General features: G+C 57.7%; 15 protein-coding genes and 1 pseudogene. 3 read left to right on the forward strand and 13 right to left on the reverse strand.

What is annotated here, in order from left to right:
- Positions 1-1,091 precede the first annotated feature (1,091 nt).
- Positions 1,092-2,357, forward strand: coding sequence for a DUF4143 domain-containing protein (locus AB1576_11395; protein ID MEW6082349.1), 1,266 nt, complete (start codon positions 1,092-1,094; stop codon positions 2,355-2,357).
- A gap of 355 nt (positions 2,358-2,712) precedes the next feature.
- Here AB1576_11395 and eno read toward each other — a convergent pair whose 3' ends face one another.
- A complete protein-coding gene (gene eno / locus AB1576_11400; GenBank protein ID MEW6082350.1) occupies positions 2,713-3,993 on the reverse strand; it encodes a phosphopyruvate hydratase in 1,281 nt (426 codons plus the stop codon).
- A gap of 177 nt (positions 3,994-4,170) precedes the next feature.
- Here eno and AB1576_11405 point away from each other — a divergent pair, with 177 nt between their 5' ends.
- Both AB1576_11405 and AB1576_11410 read left to right on the forward strand, forming a co-directional pair.
- Positions 4,171-5,028 (forward strand): DegV family protein, encoded by an 858-nt coding sequence (locus AB1576_11405; GenBank protein ID MEW6082351.1) that lies wholly within the window; start codon positions 4,171-4,173, stop codon positions 5,026-5,028.
- The gene (locus AB1576_11410) at positions 5,025-6,290 is read left to right on the forward strand and encodes an ArgE/DapE family deacylase (protein MEW6082352.1); all 1,266 of its coding nucleotides are present in this window, start codon (positions 5,025-5,027) and stop codon (positions 6,288-6,290) included. The genes AB1576_11405 and AB1576_11410 overlap by 4 nt, the downstream gene beginning before the upstream one ends.
- Here AB1576_11410 and gpmI read toward each other — a convergent pair.
- The 12 genes and pseudogenes from gpmI to argH form a co-directional block, all read right to left on the reverse strand.
- Positions 6,287-7,804: a 2,3-bisphosphoglycerate-independent phosphoglycerate mutase gene (gpmI, locus tag AB1576_11415; GenBank protein MEW6082353.1), complete on the reverse strand. Its 1,518-nt coding sequence runs from the start codon at positions 7,802-7,804 to the stop codon at positions 6,287-6,289. The genes AB1576_11410 and gpmI overlap by 4 nt on opposite strands.
- Before the next feature lie 11 nt (positions 7,805-7,815).
- Positions 7,816-8,568 (reverse strand): triose-phosphate isomerase, encoded by a 753-nt coding sequence (gene tpiA, locus AB1576_11420; GenBank protein ID MEW6082354.1) that lies wholly within the window; start codon positions 8,566-8,568, stop codon positions 7,816-7,818.
- A 15-nt stretch (positions 8,569-8,583) separates the two neighbouring features.
- On the reverse strand, positions 8,584-9,750 hold the full coding sequence (locus AB1576_11425; protein ID MEW6082355.1) for a phosphoglycerate kinase: 1,167 nt from the start codon (positions 9,748-9,750) through the stop codon (positions 8,584-8,586).
- A gap of 12 nt (positions 9,751-9,762) precedes the next feature.
- Positions 9,763-10,767 carry a type I glyceraldehyde-3-phosphate dehydrogenase gene (gene gap / locus AB1576_11430; protein ID MEW6082356.1) on the reverse strand — a complete coding sequence of 335 codons (1,005 nt, stop codon included), beginning with the start codon at positions 10,765-10,767 and terminating at the stop codon, positions 9,763-9,765.
- Positions 10,768-10,962: 195 nt separating this feature from the next.
- Positions 10,963-12,321: an RNA polymerase factor sigma-54 gene (gene rpoN / locus AB1576_11435; GenBank protein MEW6082357.1), complete on the reverse strand. Its 1,359-nt coding sequence runs from the start codon at positions 12,319-12,321 to the stop codon at positions 10,963-10,965.
- An 89-nt stretch (positions 12,322-12,410) separates the two neighbouring features.
- Positions 12,411-12,641, reverse strand: coding sequence for a PhoU domain-containing protein (locus AB1576_11440; GenBank protein ID MEW6082358.1), 231 nt, complete (start codon positions 12,639-12,641; stop codon positions 12,411-12,413).
- Complete coding sequence (locus AB1576_11445; GenBank protein ID MEW6082359.1) at positions 12,629-13,243, reverse strand: PhoU domain-containing protein; 615 nt, start codon at positions 13,241-13,243, stop codon at positions 12,629-12,631. Before AB1576_11445 ends, AB1576_11440 begins: the two co-directional genes overlap by 13 nt.
- Entirely contained in the window at positions 13,228-13,644 is a 417-nt protein-coding gene (locus AB1576_11450; protein ID MEW6082360.1) for a Na/Pi symporter, read from the reverse strand. Before AB1576_11450 ends, AB1576_11445 begins: the two co-directional genes overlap by 16 nt.
- A pseudogene (locus tag AB1576_11455) lies at positions 13,566-13,905 on the reverse strand (Na/Pi symporter). Before AB1576_11455 ends, AB1576_11450 begins: the two are co-directional and overlap by 79 nt.
- A 41-nt stretch (positions 13,906-13,946) precedes the next feature.
- The gene (locus tag AB1576_11460; GenBank protein ID MEW6082361.1) at positions 13,947-14,840 is read right to left on the reverse strand and encodes an Asp23/Gls24 family envelope stress response protein; all 894 of its coding nucleotides are present in this window, start codon (positions 14,838-14,840) and stop codon (positions 13,947-13,949) included.
- A gap of 195 nt (positions 14,841-15,035) precedes the next feature.
- Positions 15,036-15,203, reverse strand: coding sequence for a hypothetical protein (locus AB1576_11465; protein ID MEW6082362.1), 168 nt, complete (start codon positions 15,201-15,203; stop codon positions 15,036-15,038).
- 26 nt (positions 15,204-15,229) lie between these two features.
- Positions 15,230-16,657, reverse strand: a complete 1,428-nt coding sequence (gene argH / locus AB1576_11470; protein MEW6082363.1) for an argininosuccinate lyase — start codon at positions 16,655-16,657, stop codon at positions 15,230-15,232.
- Between the last annotated feature and the right edge of the window lie 4 nt (positions 16,658-16,661).

Genomic DNA, 16,661 nt, shown 5'->3' on the forward strand with positions numbered 1-16,661 from the left:
CCCGTTCCGCTTCCAGACGTTCCTCCTCGAAAGACATAAGCCACCCTCTCCTGGATGTATTATTACCTCCAGAATAGCGCAAAAAATAACAGCAGTAAATAGTGAATCACATAATTGTCGTGCACCCGGCCTCTTTCCGGTCGAACTACATAACTGACTAGCACGCAGGCTTGGGGTAAAGAGGCAGCCTTCGGTATCGCTTATTCGGCGCATTGACTCAAATGTGGGTTTCACCTGCCGGAGTTCGGGCCAAGGTAAAGCGCCAAAGGGGTTCTTGTTCTCCGCGTATCTACCGTGGCTTTGGCAAGTGACTCGGCCATTTTGTGACTTCCAACCGGTCAAAATGGTGGTCGAAGGGAACGATCTTCGGAATTTGCGCCTTCTTTGCGTACGCCGCTAAGTAAGCATCAATGAAACCAAACTTCAAGGTTCCGGTATTCTATCAACGTCGCAAGCACGTCCGGTTGGTCCGCAAGTACCCCGCGCTGGTCGCCTGAGGGATATGGATACCCCAGATATCAATCTTTTTCGGGAAGTCTTCCCTGTGGGCAGGGCCTGTAGTTGTACTTACAAGACACACTTACGGTCCTACCAGTTCTTTACCGATTTAGCCGAAGGTGGTCGCAACCCGAACTCTTTGCCCATTTGCTCTTGGCCTGCATAACCGGCCAAATTGGCACCTATGCTTTTTCACAAAGGTGTTTAGCAATCCTCTGTATTTTTATTTTGCCAAACCCGGAAGTAAAGTGACGCCAAACTCGGAAGTAAAATGGTGACAAACTCGGAAGTTGGGTATACTATAATAATTGGGGGTATTCGCTTAATGCGGGTTGCTACTACATGTAGTAGTGAGGACTGGAGATTTATACGAAGAATCTCTCGGATTCGTAGATGTTTGCTACTGAAGAACCTGCCAGAAATACCTGCTCCACCAAGCTGTTGAGGTGGATCTGACACCGTAACGGAAACTCATTGAGGGCACCGATCACGTACTTTCCAGTCGTTGACCCTAGATATGGGGGTTGCCTGAGTCAAGCGGATACCCCTACTAATAGATATCTGATATTTATGAATCCCATGGGAGGACAAAAATGGAACGAAAATATTTGAGCAGAATTGCAGATAAGCTTTTGGATACAGCACTTCATGCATCTGGCGCGGTGTTGATTGAGGGACCTAAATGGTGTGGAAAAACACGGACTGCGAAGGAGAGGGCGTCAAGTTTTCTTTTCATGCAGGATCCTGACTATACAGCTTCCTATCTGAAAGCTGCGGACGCAAAGCCCTCTCTTCTGCTCCGGGGCGCAACACCGCGTCTGATTGATGAGTGGCAGTTGGCTCCCGTGCTGTGGGACGCAGTAAGATTCGCCGTCGATGAGCGCGGAGTTGCTGGGCAGTTTATCCTGACAGGCTCAGCAGTACCAATGGATAATGCCATGCGGCATACCGGTACCGGAAGAATTTCCAGAATGCTGATGCGTCCGATGAGCCTGTACGAATCGCTAGAGTCAAGCGGTGATATCTCTCTAAAAGCACTTTTCGAGGGAAACACCGATACGGAGGGGCTTTCAAGGCTGACAATCGACAGGTTGGCATATTCTTTAGCTAGAGGCGGCTGGCCAGCGTCTGTCGGCGAAATTGATAGCACCGCGTTAAGGCGTGTATACGATTATGTGGATGCCGTGATCAATATTGACGTATCAAGAGTCGACGAAGTCGAGAAAAGCCCGGCGCGCGTCCGCGCGTTGATGCGTTCCCTTGCGAGAAATGTATCTACGATGGCGAGTCTGACGACAATAAGAAACGACATCGCCGGAGATGAAGATACCATCTCCGAAAAAACGATTGCCTCATATCTGAACGCGCTCAGGCGGATATTCGTTGTAGAGGACCTCCCCGCATGGAATCCGGCATTACGCTCCAAAACCACGCTTAGAACTTCTCCAAAGAGGTATTTTGTTGACCCATCCATTGCCATCGCCGTTCTACGCACCACACCGGACAGTCTGCTGGAAAACTTTAGTACTTTCGGTTTCCTTTTTGAATCACTATGCATCCGCGATTTACGCGTATACGCCCAGGCGCTGGATGGAGAAGTCTTCCACTACCGTGACAAGAGCGGACTTGAAGCCGATGCGATTGTACACCTAAAGGACGGTAGATGGGGTGCAATTGAAATAAAGATGGGTTCGAAAGAAATTGAGGAAGCCGCCGGAAATCTAAAAACGCTGAGAGAAAAGATCAATCTTGATAAAATGAGGGAACCATCGTTTTTAATGGTTCTGACTGGAACGGAGCTTGCCTATCGCCGGGGGGACGGAGTATATATCGTACCTATCGGATGTCTGAAAGATTAATTAAACGGGGTATCAATATCACTCAGTTACCCCCTATATATAGTGGTCATGACTGGTAAGGTAATAACAGCACTTCCATGGAGCTAGCCAATGATCTCTTTGCAGGTCACGAGCTGAACCTGAACAGCCTGCTGAACGAGAAGGTGATTCGGAGAGACGGCCAACTCAATAGCAGGTCTTGACAGCCTATGATCTTGGGATTGGTCGTCGACCTTAGCATATTTCGAATCGAGGAAGTCTACGGCTGTTGCCCTTGAGGCTCAGGCAATTTGAAGGGCTACTAGGACACCCCCCGTCCATACGGTTCAAGGAGTGACCTCACAAGAGACACCGTGCTGCACAACAGCCCGCTCGTCTACTCTCTACCCGGCAGCCACTTGGACTTCCCCGCATACCGGGCGCTCCGTCCCAGTTCTTCCTCTATCCGCAACAGCCTGTTATACTTGGCAACCCTTTCACTACGGCACGGTGCACCCGTCTTTATGGCCCCGGCTTCAGTAGCTACAGCCAGGTCAGCTATGGTGACGTCCTCAGTCTCACCGGAGCGGTGGGATATCATAGTCCTGTAGGAGTTCCGGTGGGCGGTCTCCACGGCTTCCAGTGTCTCAGTCAAGGTTCCCACCTGGTTCAGTTTTACCAACACCGCATTGGCAACTCCCATGCTGAGCCCCCGCTCTATCCTGTGCCTCTGGGTTACGAACAAGTCGTCCCCCACCAGGTCAATCCTATCGCCCAAACGCCCTGTAAGGTCCGCCCACCCGTCCCAGTCGTCCTCAGCCAGCCCGTCCTCTATGGAGCAGATGGGGTAGCCCGACACCCACCGCTGGTAGACACCAGTAAGTGATGCGGCATCCAGATCCTGTCCATCAAGCCTATACTTCCCTTTTGAGAATAGCTCGGTAGCGGCCACATCCAATGCCAGGGACACGTCCTTGCCCGGTGTGAGCCCTGCATGGGAGATCGCCGTCACCATGAGTTCCAGTGCCTCCTCGTTTGAGCCTAGGTTTGGAGCGAACCCTCCCTCATCGCCGACTGTTGTCCCATACCCTTTGCCCTTCAGAACCGAACGCAAGGAGTGATACACCTCGGCCCCGTACCTTAGCGCCTCGGAAAAGGAAGGCGCACCTGCAGGCACTATCATGAACTCCTGGACATCAACGTTGTTATCCGCATGCCTCCCGCCGTTGAGAATGTTCATGAATGGAACGGGCAGAAGGCACGCCGCAGCCCCCCCCACGTACCGGTACAATGGCAGGCCAGACCACTTGGAGGCCGCACCCGCCACAGCCAGGGACACGCCCAAGATAGCGTTTGCTCCTAGATTTGCCTTGTTAGAGGTACCGTCCAAAGCTATCATTCCGGCATCGATCTTGGTTTGCTCCAAGGCATCCATACCAGTGATACGAGGAGCGATTACGTCCTGGACGGCCAGGACGGCCTTCCTGACACCCTTCCCAAGGTAGCGCGCGGGCTCGCCGTCCCGCAGCTCTACAGCCTCGTGCTTGCCTGTGGAGGCTCCGGACGGTACCGCGGCCGAGGCCTTGATCCCGCTCTCGAGTCTAACCTCCACTTCCAGTGTCGGGTTGCCCCTGGAATCCAGTATCTCAAGGGCCTTCACCACTGCTATCCTGCTCATCTTGAGGCCTCCTTGAAACCGGTGTTGAGTCCTTCACTTCTTGTGCCCACTGGCATCAGACCACATTCGGGCCCATGTCTCTTCTATTAACTGGGCGGATTTCCCTGCATTGTGGAGGTGAATGCCTCAAGGTGGTCGAAGTGAGGGGTATCTGTCACCTGTGAAGGAGGGGCTTTCTTGAAGGAGGTTGCCATAGTAACAGACTCGTCTTCAGGCCTGCCCCCTGAGATCCTTGAAAGGCTAGGCATATACATGGTGCCCATTCACGTCACCTTCGGCTCCGAAACCTACCTGGACGGCGTCACGATGTCAACGGATGAGTTCTACCAGCGCTTGGATGCCGGAGAGCTCCCAATGACCTCACAACCTTCGCCTGGGGACTTCCTGGCGCTCTACCGCAGCCTTAGGGAAAAAACCAGGTCTATCATCTCTGTTCATGTCAGTGCCAAGGCCAGCGGGACATGCCAGAGTGCCCGGTTGGCGGCGGAGGGAGCCCCGGAGACGGATATCACAATTGTTGATTCCGGATCCACCTCAATGGGCTTGGGTTTCATGGCCATGGCCGGGGCGGAGGCAGCCCTCCAGGGTGCCACCCGAGACCGGGTGCTCGCAGCCATGGAAGCCATACGCTCCCGCCTCAGCGTCTACGCCACACTCCCAACCTTGGACTACCTGAGACGGAGCGGGCGGTTGAGCCTGGGACGCGCCCTGATAGCCTCAGCCCTGTCCATCAAACCGGTACTCACCATGAGAGAGGGACTCCTTGAAGCCATCGAGCGGCCCCGGAGCATGAACCGGGCTATGGATAGAATGATTAGCCTGACATCCGAGACCGTCGGCGACTCCCTAGTAAGCGCATCGGTCATCTACACTCGCACCCGGCACAGAGCCGAGCAGTTCGCGGAGGCAGTGAAGAGAACCCTGAACTGCCTTCATGATCCCTACGTCCTGGAAATGGGGCCGTCCCTTGCCACCCACGGCGGGCCCGGCATCATGGGGCTGGTGACCATGACCATCGCAGGAGTTACCCTATGACACAGGAACAAGCAGTACTGGAGGCCCTGGCAGGGCTCGAGAACGAGGCCTTGGCCTTTCTCAGAAGGCTGGTGGCCACTCCCAGCATCACAGGGAATGAAGAGCGTGCTCAGCTAGTCATGGCAGAGCAGATGAAACGCATGGGCCTATACGTGGAGTCCTGGGTTCCCCAGGGAAAGGACCTGGAGGGGCATCCGGGCTTCTCCATGGTGAGTTTGGGCCCCCCCAGGCCTGTGGTGGTAGGACGGGTGAAGGGTTCGCCGGGGGGCCCAAGCCTGGCGTTGAACGGCCACATAGATGTGGTTCCTGAGGGGAACAGGTCCAGCTGGGAGGAGGACCCCTGGTCAGGCCTTTACAGGGACGGCCGGGTCTTCGGGCGGGGCGCCTGTGACATGAAAGGAGGACTCACGGCAGCCCTCTTCGCCGTGGCTGGCCTGCTCTACGCTGGAGTACGGCCGAGGGGCGACGTGATGGTACAAAGTGTCACCGGGGAGGAAGACGGGGGAATAGGCACGCTAGCCTGCATATCCCGGGGCCTGGCCGGAGACGCCGCGGTGGTCATGGAGCCCACAAGACTTGCCGTGTGCCCTGCCCAGGGAGGGGCCCTGACCTTTCGCCTCATTGTCAAGGGTAAGGCAGCTCATGCCTGTGTAAGGGATGAGGGGATCAGCGCAGTGGAAATGTTCTTTCACATACTCCAGGCCGTGAGAGCCTACGAGGCACGGCGAAATGTTGAACTTTGCCATCCCCTCTACGTAAACAGCACCAACAAGGTCCCCATAGAATTCGGCACCGTCCGGTCGGGTGACTGGAACTCCACCGTTCCTGACGAGCTGGTGGCTGAGGGACGAGCTGGAGTGTTTCCGGGAGAAAACGCAGGAAAGGCAAGACAGGACTTCGAGAGGATGCTTGACGGGACAGTAGCACAACACCCGTGGTTAAGGGAGAACCCGCCCAGGGTGGAGTGGCTGGGAGGCCAGTGGGAACCCGCAGAAACCCCTGCTGATCATACACTAGTCAGCCAGTTGAAGGGGGCCTTCGAGACAGTCATGGGGAGGAGACCCATCATCGAAGGGGTCACCTACGGTTCCGACATGAGGCTCTTCACCAACTACGCTGGGATCCCTGCAGTACTCTTCGGGCCGGGAGACGTGCGACTGGCTCACTTCGCCAATGAGTCCGTCCCCTTCAGTGAGGTCATGGCCGTGGCGCGCACCCTGGCCGTGATGCTGGTCCGGTGGGGTGGGGAGCAATCGTCCTAGCGCGAGGGCAGGAGGAGCGAGCGTCCCTCCATTGCCTGGGGCTGCGGCAAGCCCAGGATTTCCAGGATGGTAGGGGCAACGTCTGCAAGGATCCCGTCCCTTACAGCAGCATCCCTCCTGGAGGGATCCACAAGTACGAAAGGCACCTTGTTTGGCGTATGGGCAGTGTGGACCCCCTTCCCATTCTCCTCCAACATCTGCTCGGCATTGCCGTGGTCTGCCACGATGAGGGTAACACCACCTATGGCCAGCGCCCCATCGGCCACATTCCCTAGGCATTCATCCACAACCTCTATGGCCTTGATCGCCGCGTCCAACACACCGGTATGTCCCACCATGTCCGGGTTGGCGTAGTTCATGATAATCACATCGTACTGTCCCAGGAGGTCCAGGGCCCTCCGGGTCACTTCATACGCGCTCATACTGGGCAGGGTATCGTAGGTGGCCACCTGGGGGGAGGGAACAAGCACCCTGTCCTCGCCCGGGAAGGGCTCCTCCCGGCCGCCATTGAGAAAGAAGGTCACATGGGCATACTTTTCCGTCTCGGCAACCCTGAGCTGCGTCAGGCCGTGCATGGACAAGATCTCCCCCAGGGTATCCCCGAGCACCACCGACTCGAAGGCAGCGGGAACTGGGGAGTTCTCATTATAGCGTATCATCCCGGCGAAACTGGAGGGCATGACAGGCCTGGGGAACTCGTCAAAAGTCTCCTGGGTGAAGCAGCGGGTTATCTGCCGTGCCCTGTCCGCCCTGAAGTTGAAGAAGAACATACTGTCACCGGGCCCGATCCTTCCAACGGGCATGCCCCCCGACACCACTACTGTAGGGGTTACGAACTCGTCAGTCTCACCCCTGGTGTAAGCGAGCTTCACGGCCTCCAGGGAACTGGGGGCTGTAGGTCCATGGCCAAGGACCATGGCCTCATAGGCTTTGCGCACCCTTGTCCACCGGTTGTCGCGATCCATCGCGAAGTAGCGGCCACATACCGTGGCTACCCTGCCGGCGCCCAGGTCCTGGGTGAGGCGCTCCAGGTGTTCAAGATACCCAAGGGCCGTCTTGGGGCCTACATCCCTGCCATCAAGAAACGCATGAATGTATACATCCGGCAGGCCCTGAGCCTTGGCCATTCGCAGGATGGCCTCGAGGTGGCTGAGGTGACTGTGGACACCCCCGTCCGAAACCAGCCCCATGACATGAAATGCGCCACTACCCCTCATGACGGACAGGATGACAGGGTTCCGAAAGAAAGCACCGGAGTCTATGGCCTTGTTGATCCTGGCCAGATCCTGGTAGACAATGCGCCCGGCTCCAAGGTTGAGGTGGCCAACGTTGGAGTTCCCCATCTGGCCTGGGAGAAGCCCCACAGCCTCCCCGTATGCCTCCAGCTGGGAATGAGGGAACCCGGAGACAAGCCTGTCCATGTTAGGGGTCCGGGCCTGGCTCACGGCATTTCCCTGCTGGCGGTCACTCATGCCCCACCCATCCAGCACCACAAGGACTAGGGGCCTTGGCACCCTCCCCGGCGTCATCTGGCCGCCGCCAGGATGGCCCGGAACTCCACCGGATCCAGGCTGGCTCCGCCCACCAGGGCGCCATCCACGCCGGGGCTCTGCAGGAACTCCCGGGCGTTCTTAGCGTTAACACTTCCCCCATAGAGGAACCGCACGCCCTCCGCTGCCGAAAGACCGGCGGACTGGGTGATCACCCTGCGTACAGCCTCCGCCATGGCCGCGGCATCGCTGCCCTTGGCAGAACGCCCCGTGCCGATGGCCCACACAGGCTCGTAGGCTACCACCATTGTTGCCAGGATCTCAGGGGACAGGTCCTGTATGGCCGCGTTCAACTGCCTGACCACAACCTCCTCCGCCCGGCCCGACTCCCGTTCGGCCAGGCACTCCCCCACGCACACAACGGGGATAAGATCATTGTTCAAGGCAGCCCTGGTCTTTAGGGACACCCTCTCATCGTCATCGCCGAAGTGCTGCCTGCGCTCGGAATGCCCCACTATGACATAGCGGCACCCCGCGTCCCTGAGCATTCTCCCGGATACCTCGCCAGTGAAGGCGCCCTGCGACTCCCAGTGAAGGTCTTGCGCCCCCAGGGCTACACCGGAACCCTCTAGGATCTGGGCTAACGGCGCCAGGCACGGGAACGGGGGGCAAATGACCGCCTGGCTCTCTCCCCACGGTTCAAACCCGAGAAACTCACCAGCAAAGGCCAAGGCCTCAGAAATGGTCTTGTGCATCTTCCAGTTTCCCGCTATAATGCGTCTCCTCATGTGGCACCTCGATTCTTAGCGATCCATTAGGACCTCAATTCCCGGCAGGGAGCGACCCTCCAGGAATTCCAGGGACGCGCCTCCGCCAGTGGAAACATGGGTTATCTCCCCGTATACGCCAGTCTCCTTTAGGGCAGCAATGGAATCGCCCCCCCCCACCACAGTGACGCCTTTGCATGATGCTATTGCCTTGGCCATCTCCCGGGTGCCCCCGGCAAAGACCGGGTTCTCGAATACCCCCATGGGCCCGTTCCAGAACACCGTGCCCGCCGGGACCACCGTCTCGCGGTAGGCCGCCACCGTCCTGGGCCCTATGTCCAGGGCCATGAGGCCAGGGGGGACAGCGTCCACGGGAACCCTGGCAGATTCACCGGCCCACACAGAGGGTGCCACAAGCAAGTCCACGGGCAGGTGGAGGCAACCCCTGGTCTTTTCCAGCATTTCCCTTGCGAAGGTCGCCCCGTCATTATCTATGATGGATGTCCCCATGGAGAACCCCTTGGCGCTTAGAAAGGTGTTAGCCATGCCCCCTCCCAGAAGGAGCATGTCAGCCTTGCCGGCGAGGTTTTGGAGTACCCTGATCTTGTCTGACACTTTTATGCCGCCCAGGACGGCGATGAAGGGCCGGGCAGGTTCCGCCAGCAGGCGGCTGAGGCTCTCTATCTCCCTGGACATGAGGAGGCCTGCCACAGATGGGAGGTGCTTGGCAACCCCCACAGTGGATGCATGGGCCCTGTGGGCCGTGCCAAAGGCATCATTAACGAACACATCGGCCAGGGATGCCATCTCCCTGGCCAATTCTTCATCGTTGACCTCTTCACCGGGGTGGAAGCGCACGTTTTCCAAAAGCAGCAACTCGCAGGGCTGGAGGGCCGCGGCCAGGGCCTTGGAAGAGGCACCCGCCACATCACTAGCCTTGGTTACAGGCCTCTCCAGGATATCTGCCAAACGCCGTGCCACTGGGTCCATCCGCAAAGCCTCCAGAACCTTCCCCTTGGGCCTGCCACGGTGGGAGACCAGGATAATGCGGGCATCCTGCTCCAGGAGGTACTCGATGGTGGGAAGGGACGCCCTGATGCGCGTATCATCCGTCACGTCCCCATCCGCCATGGGAACGTTGAAATCCACCCTTAACAGGACACGTTTCCCCCGGACTTGGAGCTCCCGGACTGACTTCTTCAACTTGGTGCCTCCCTAGAGCCCCTTTGCGGCCATGAATTCCACCAGATCGCAAAGGCGGCCCGCATACGCCCATTCATTGTCATACCAAGCCACAACCTTGACCATCGTGCCCTCCATGACCATGGTTGACAGGGAGTCCACCACCGATGAGAGCGGGCAACCCTTGTAGTCAATGGACACCAGGGGCTCGCCTGACACCCCAAGTATGCCCTTCATCGGCCCCTCAGCCGCCATTCGAAAGGCCTCATTCACCTGGTCCTCCGAGACGGGCTTGCCCAGTTCCGCCACGAAATCCACCAGCGAAACCGTGGATGTGGGAACCCTGAGAGCAAAGCCGTTCAGCTTGCCTTTCAGCTCGGGCAGCACTAGGCTGACCGCCCTGGCCGCACCAGTAGTGGTGGGAATTATGGACATGCCTGCGGCGCGAGCTCTCCTGAGGTCCGAGTGAGGCAGATCCAGTATCCTCTGGTCATTGGTGTAGGCATGCACTGTGGTCATGAGTCCTCGTTTCACCCCGAAGGCATCATGGAGCACCTTCACCACCGGAGCCAGGCAGTTGGTGGTACAGGATGCGTTGGAGGCCACCTGGTGCCTGGAGGGGTCATATGTATGCTCGTTCACCCCAAGGACGATGGTAACGTCTTCACCCTTGGCCGGGGCACTGATAATGACCTTCGACGCCCCTGCATCCAGGTGCAGCGCCGCCTTGTCCCTGGAGGTGAAGCGCCCAGTGGATTCAATAACTACCTGGACGCCCATCTCTCGCCAAGGAAGCCTCGCTGGGTCAGCCTGGGAGACAACCTTGAACATGCTGCCTCCCGCCCTTATTGAGTCCCCCTCCGCGCTGACATCTGGGAGGGTGCCATAGTTGGAATCGTATCTTAAGAGGTGAGCCAGGGTAGCGGTATCTGTTATGTCGTTCACCACCACTACTTCAATTCCTGACCTCTCTAGGGCATTTCTTACAAAGAGCCTGCCTATCCGTCCAAAACCATTCACTCCGACCCTTGTAGCCAAGTGCTTTTCCCTCCTAAGGACGATGTCGACCTATGGCCATTATAACCTGCCTTCCCGAGTCTTTCCAGGAGACGCTGAGCCTACTAGGGGAATCCTCCCACCATCTTCACCATTTAACTCCCGGACACTAGAACTAGGCTAGGACAAACCAAACAAGAAACCAACCCCGGGGGGTTGGTGCCTAGGCAGGCCTTCCTAGTAACGCTTCCGCCTTCCGGAGGAGGGGATCATCAGTTCCCCGCGGTACTTGGCCACGGTGCGCCGGGATATCGATATCCCTCTCTGGCCTAGAATGCCGGCGATTGCCTGGTCGCTCACGGGATTGTGCTGGTCCTCACACTGTACAATGTCGGCGATGAACTTCTTGACACTCTCCGCCGAAACGCCCCCGCCGATGGAATCCACCCCGCTGGAGAAGAAGAACCTGAGTTCGAACACCCCATGGGGTGTCTGGACGTACTTGTTGGAGATCGCCCTGGACACGGTGGACTCGTGTACACCCACCAGTGAGGCGATCTCCTTCAGGGTCATCGGCTTCAGGTATCGTACTCCCCGGTCGAAGAAGTCACGCTGGAGGTGAATGATGCTTTCTACCACACGGTAGAGGGTCATCCTGCGCTGCTCGATGCTTCTGAGAAACCAAAGTGCCGAGCTCAGCCTGTGTTCTATGAACCTGCGGGTGGCATGGTCACCCCGGGTTTCGCTGAGCAGGCTCCTGTAAAGGGGGCTGATTGCCAACCGCGGCATCAGGCTGTCGTTCATTACCACCACATAGTCATCACCCACCCGGAACACGCTGACATCCGGGATGATGTATCGAATGCCCTGGTGCCCACCGAAGACCCTTCCAGGTTTGGGGTCTAGTGTTCTGATGAGGTCTGCCGCAGCCTGCACCTCCCGGGGGGTTACCCCCAGGGTCTCCGCCAGCCTGTGGCACCGGCCCATGGCCAGATCCTCCAGGTGGTCCTCAATAATGCGCCTGGCCAGGTTACCAACCTGCGAGATGTTCCCAACCTGGAGCATCAGGCATTCCTGGAGGTTCCTGGCGCCCACACCAGCAGGGTCAAACCCCTGGATCACCCGGAGGACCTCGGTAACCTTGCTCACGCTCACCCTCAGGGATTGGGCGGTCTCATCAACGTCGCTTCGCAGGTACCCGTAGTCGTCCATGTTTCCGATGAGGTACTCGCCTATTAGCCTGTCCTCACGGCGGGACACGGAGAGCCTCAGTTGAAGAAGGAGGTGGTCCTGAAGCGTCGGGGGCCTGGAGGTAAACGTCTCAAAGGAGGGAGGGTTATCCCGGGAGGGCGATATGTAGCCTGTGTCGCTGGAATCCAGGAAGTAGTCCAGCCACTCCGGCTCCTCAGCCTTCTGATCCTCACCATTGTCCATGGTGGACTCCTCGGTGATCTCCAGTACGGGGTTATTCAGGATCTCCTCCTGGATATACTGGGAAAGCTCCAAGGCGCCCAGCTGGAGCACCGTAATGGCTTGGCGCAGCTGTGGCGTCATGATCAGCTTCTGAGTCTGTTCAAGGTTAAGGTTGTAGCCCATCTTCACGGCCATCGCCCCTTCGAACCCTCTAACTCTATATTATGTGGGCGTCAAGAAAATTCCTGCAAAGGCCTCTCTCATAACCTCCCTTATTCCACTTCCTCCATCACGCCGTGGCCTATACCGCTGGCGTGGTCGCCTATGCGCTCCAGGTTACTTATGACGTCAAGGAACACCACCCCAGAACCGGGGTAGCACCGTCCCTCGTTAAGGCGCTTTATGTGTGCCCGCCTCATTGCCTTCTCCATAGCGTCTATGTCGTCTTCCGTTATGATAACCTCTCCGGCCCTGCTAGGGTCGTCCTCGGTCAGGGACGCCAGGCTCTTGCGAAGGCCCCCATAACCCTCTCGTGCATCTCTTTCAGGCTCTTGATGGCTTCATCCGAATACGGAAGATCACGCTCCATCTTGTACTCAGCTAGTTCGAGTACGTTCATGGCGTGGTCGCCAATCCTTTCTATGTCATTGACCGCATTGTATAGGAAGTTGAGCCTCTCGGACTGAGCCTTGGTCAAGGATCGCTGCGCCAATTCTACCAGGTAAACAGTTATTTCCCTCTCAAGATTGTTAACGGCCTCTTCCCTTGCCCTCGCTGGGCGCACCAGGCGTTCATTACCCGTAAAGAAGACCTCCGTGGCTCCGGATAGCGCTTCAAGGGCAAACTTACCCATCCGCCCGAGTTCCTTGACCACTTGCTGCAGGGCGATGGCAGGTGAATCGAGGAGCCTGCGGTCCAGGTACTTGGGGGCTGTCTCCAGGATTGGGTCCTCCCCTCTGATGATGCGGGTAGCCGCCACTACGAGAAGGTAGGCGAAGGGAAGCTGTATTACCGTGTTGACCTTATTGAACAGGGTGTGCGCGTTGGCGATTCCCCTCACGGGGTCTTGAGAGGTCCACAGCACCACCTTCAGGACCAGCGGCATGAGGAGCATGAATACCACCGTGCCCACGCAGTTAAACAGGAGATGGCAGCCCTGCGCGCAGCAATGGACGTGCCAGTGCTGGAGAGTAGAGCGGTAACACAGGTGCCGATGTTGTCCCCGAACAAGATGGGAAGGGCAACACGGATATCCACCAATCCCTGGCCAGCCAATCCTTGAAGAATACCTATGGTGGCGCTGGAGGATTGGACGGCAGCGGTAAGGCCCATGCCAGTAATGACACCCATGAAGGGATGCTGGCTCAGGGTCACCATGAGGTCGGTGAAGGCGGGGATGTCCTTTAGGGGCTTCATGGCGTTGGTCATCACTGGCATTCCCAGGAACAGCATGCCGAAGCCCACGAATACCTGGGCGACGTTCCTATGCAGAGGCCTCTTAGCCACGAGGGACAGGAAGACCCCGACAGCGATGCTGGCAGGGCGAAGTCAGTGAGCTCGAAGGCAATGACCTGGGCGGTGAAGGTCGTACCGATGTTGGCGCCCATGATCACCGCGACGGCCTGGCGAAGAGACGTGAGGCCCACGTTGGAAGCTTACAACCATGACCGTCGTGGCGCTGGAGGATTGCACCAGCCCGGTTATGCCTGCCCCTACGATTACCCCCATGATGGGATTACTGGTCAAAATCTCAGGGATCCGTCTCATTGATGAAAAGACCGAGACCACCCACCGAGCCGGATAGCATCTCAAGGTTCAAAGGCACTGTCTCCCCCAGGTTCACCGGTATGGCTCTCCAGGCTGAGCCTTCTGGCTGCGACATTGAGCACTAGAACGTTCAAAGATGTGGAGAACTCTACTGCCTCCCTGACCCTCTCCTGTACATAAGTGAGAACAGGAACCACCTTTACCCCGAACTTCAACACCAGGTCCAGGTCGATGGTAATGCCTTCGGGCAAGCCTTCCAGGCGGCATCGCAAGACTCCTGCTACCCCTTGGACTCGCTTTGCCTCAAAGTGGCATATCGAGGATATCACCGTATCCGCGATGAAAAACCGCCCTAGGGAACTATAGGTGGGTCTTACCACTGACTTCTCAATAACCAGGCTTTCGGACTGCTGGCTCTTGGGGCGAAGAAGGAAGTGGAGTGGGTCCACTAGGTAACCGGAAAAGGTCTTCTTCACCTCGAATGTGGGGGCGGGGATCACGTGTTTGCCTAGATCCCTGCGAATCCTCAATGCCCTGTTGATCTCTTCTACAGTGCTGACCTCCTCGATTTCGATGACCCTTGAAGGGTAAGGGAGGCTCAGCGAACGGCAGATCCTTGACACCATTGCATGGGACGTGCCCAGTACCAGAATCCTCCTGGGACTGGCTCTCCGGATAGCATTGACAGCCTCCCGGGCGTCCCTGCTGTCGCTGAAGATGGCTCGGCGCACAGCTGCCAACTTGGTATCCTCGCGCTTGGCCGAGCGGCCTGCAAGGATCCTGCCTTCCTGTACGACCAGCCCGTCATCGATTATGAGGTCGGCTCCAATCTCGTTGGCAACGAAGGAAGCCCGGTGGCTCTTCCCCGTGCCCGACCTGCCCACCAAGGCGATGACGTCAGGCTTCCTGTAGATTGACTTTTCCTCCAGGTCCATCCAGGATAATCCTCCCCCGACTGCCCCAGCTAGTATTCTAGCCTGTGCCTGATGATCCTCCATGGTTTCCATCCTAGAGCGCATCGTCCCATCTCCATTATTCACCTACTATGCCAGGCAAAAAACAAGCCTGCATCAGGTGGACGCAGGCCGAAACGATGTTTCTCCCCGACCGGGAAATCACTCCCTGCCAGGTCAGCCCCGGGGCGGGGACTTCCTGGGCACTGGTGAGGGGCTTGCTGGAGGTCTCCTCCTTAGGAGACTCGGGTCAAGGCCCAGCTCTTGGGCTACCTCGAATTCCAGCCGGTCAACGCTGAAAGGTAGCCGGGTCTTTGCGGGACCTTGAGGTGTTTCCTTGACCATCAGGGTCACCTCCGCAATTGGCCATCTTACACCATATTCTCTTCGGAGGCCCCGCTTTTATGTAACCAAAATACTTCTTGATCATCCAACGTCTTTGCTGCGGTTTCCATTTGTTCCCGCAAGCGCACTTCAGCGGTGCCCATGGGTGAGGTCCTGGAATTGACGGCAGCCACCGGATTAATGACACCCAGGGCATCCAGATCAAACTGGGGATGATACCTGGATAGCTCTTGGGCGTCGAGGTCCCCGAGGCTCCTTCCCGAGGCGATACAGTCGCCCACGAGCCTACCCACGGCGTGGTGGGCCTCCCGGAAGGGTACGCCCTTCCGCGCTAGGTAGTCCGCGAGCTCAGTGGCAAGGAGAAAACCTCCCCCAGCAGCCTGGGCCATGGCTTCTTCCTTTACCTTCAGGGTGGATAACATGCCCGCGAAAACCCGCAGGCACGACTGGACTGTGTTCACCGCGTTGAAGGTGCCCTCCTTGTCCTCCTGCATGTCTGAGTTGTAGGTCAAGGGCAACCCTTTCACTACAGTGAGGAGCCCCAGGAGACTCCCGAACACCCTCCCGGACTTCCCGCGCCCCAGTTCCGCCACATCGGGGTTCTTCTTCTGTGGCATGATGCTGGAGCCGGTCGAGTAGGCGTCGTCCATTTCGATGAAACCGAATTCCTGGCTGGACCACAGCACCAGCTCCTCGGCCAAGCGGCTGGTGTGCACCATGATGAGGCTTAGGCAAAACAAGAATTCCAGGATGTAGTCCCGGTCAGAGACCGCATCCATGCTGTTTTCGTACAGGCGGCCAAAGCCGAGTTCCGCTGCCACGTAGCCCGGGTCGATGGGAAACCCCGTGCCAGAAAGGGCCGAAGCCCCCAGGGGCATCATATCCACCCTGGACAGGCAGTCCTTCAGCCTGTCCAGGTCCCTGGCGAACATCCAGAAGTAGGCCATGACGTGGTGGGAGAAGAGCACGGGCTGAGCCCTCTGCAGGTGGGTGTAACCTGGCATGACCACCCCTATATGGTCCTTTGCCAGTTGCAGTAACGCCCACTCCAGCTGCATCAACAGAGACGCCGTTATAGAAGTCTCCTCCCTGATGTACATGTGCATGTCCAGGGCCACCTGGTCATTCCGGCTCCGTGCGGTGTGAAGCCTTCCCGCCACGCGCCCTATCTTCTCTGCCAGGCGCCCCTCGATGTTCAGGTGTATGTCCTCCAGGTCTGGTCTGAAAGGGAAGGAACCATCTTCCAGTTCCTTGCCTATCTCGTCGAGCCCCCGGATGATCAGGTCCGCATCCTCCTGGGTGATGATGCGCTGCCTGGCCAGCATCTTGGCGTGGGCCACACTCCCCACCAGGTCATACCGCCAGAGCACCCTGTCAAAGGAAAGGGAGGAGGTGAACCCCTCAGCCTTCCTTCCACCCTCTGAGGAGAAGCGCCCCCCCCACATCTTCCGCATCCTG

This window comes from Bacillota bacterium (genome assembly GCA_040754315.1).
GTDB lineage: Bacteria > Bacillota > Sulfobacillia > DUSP01 > JBFMCS01 > JBFMCS01.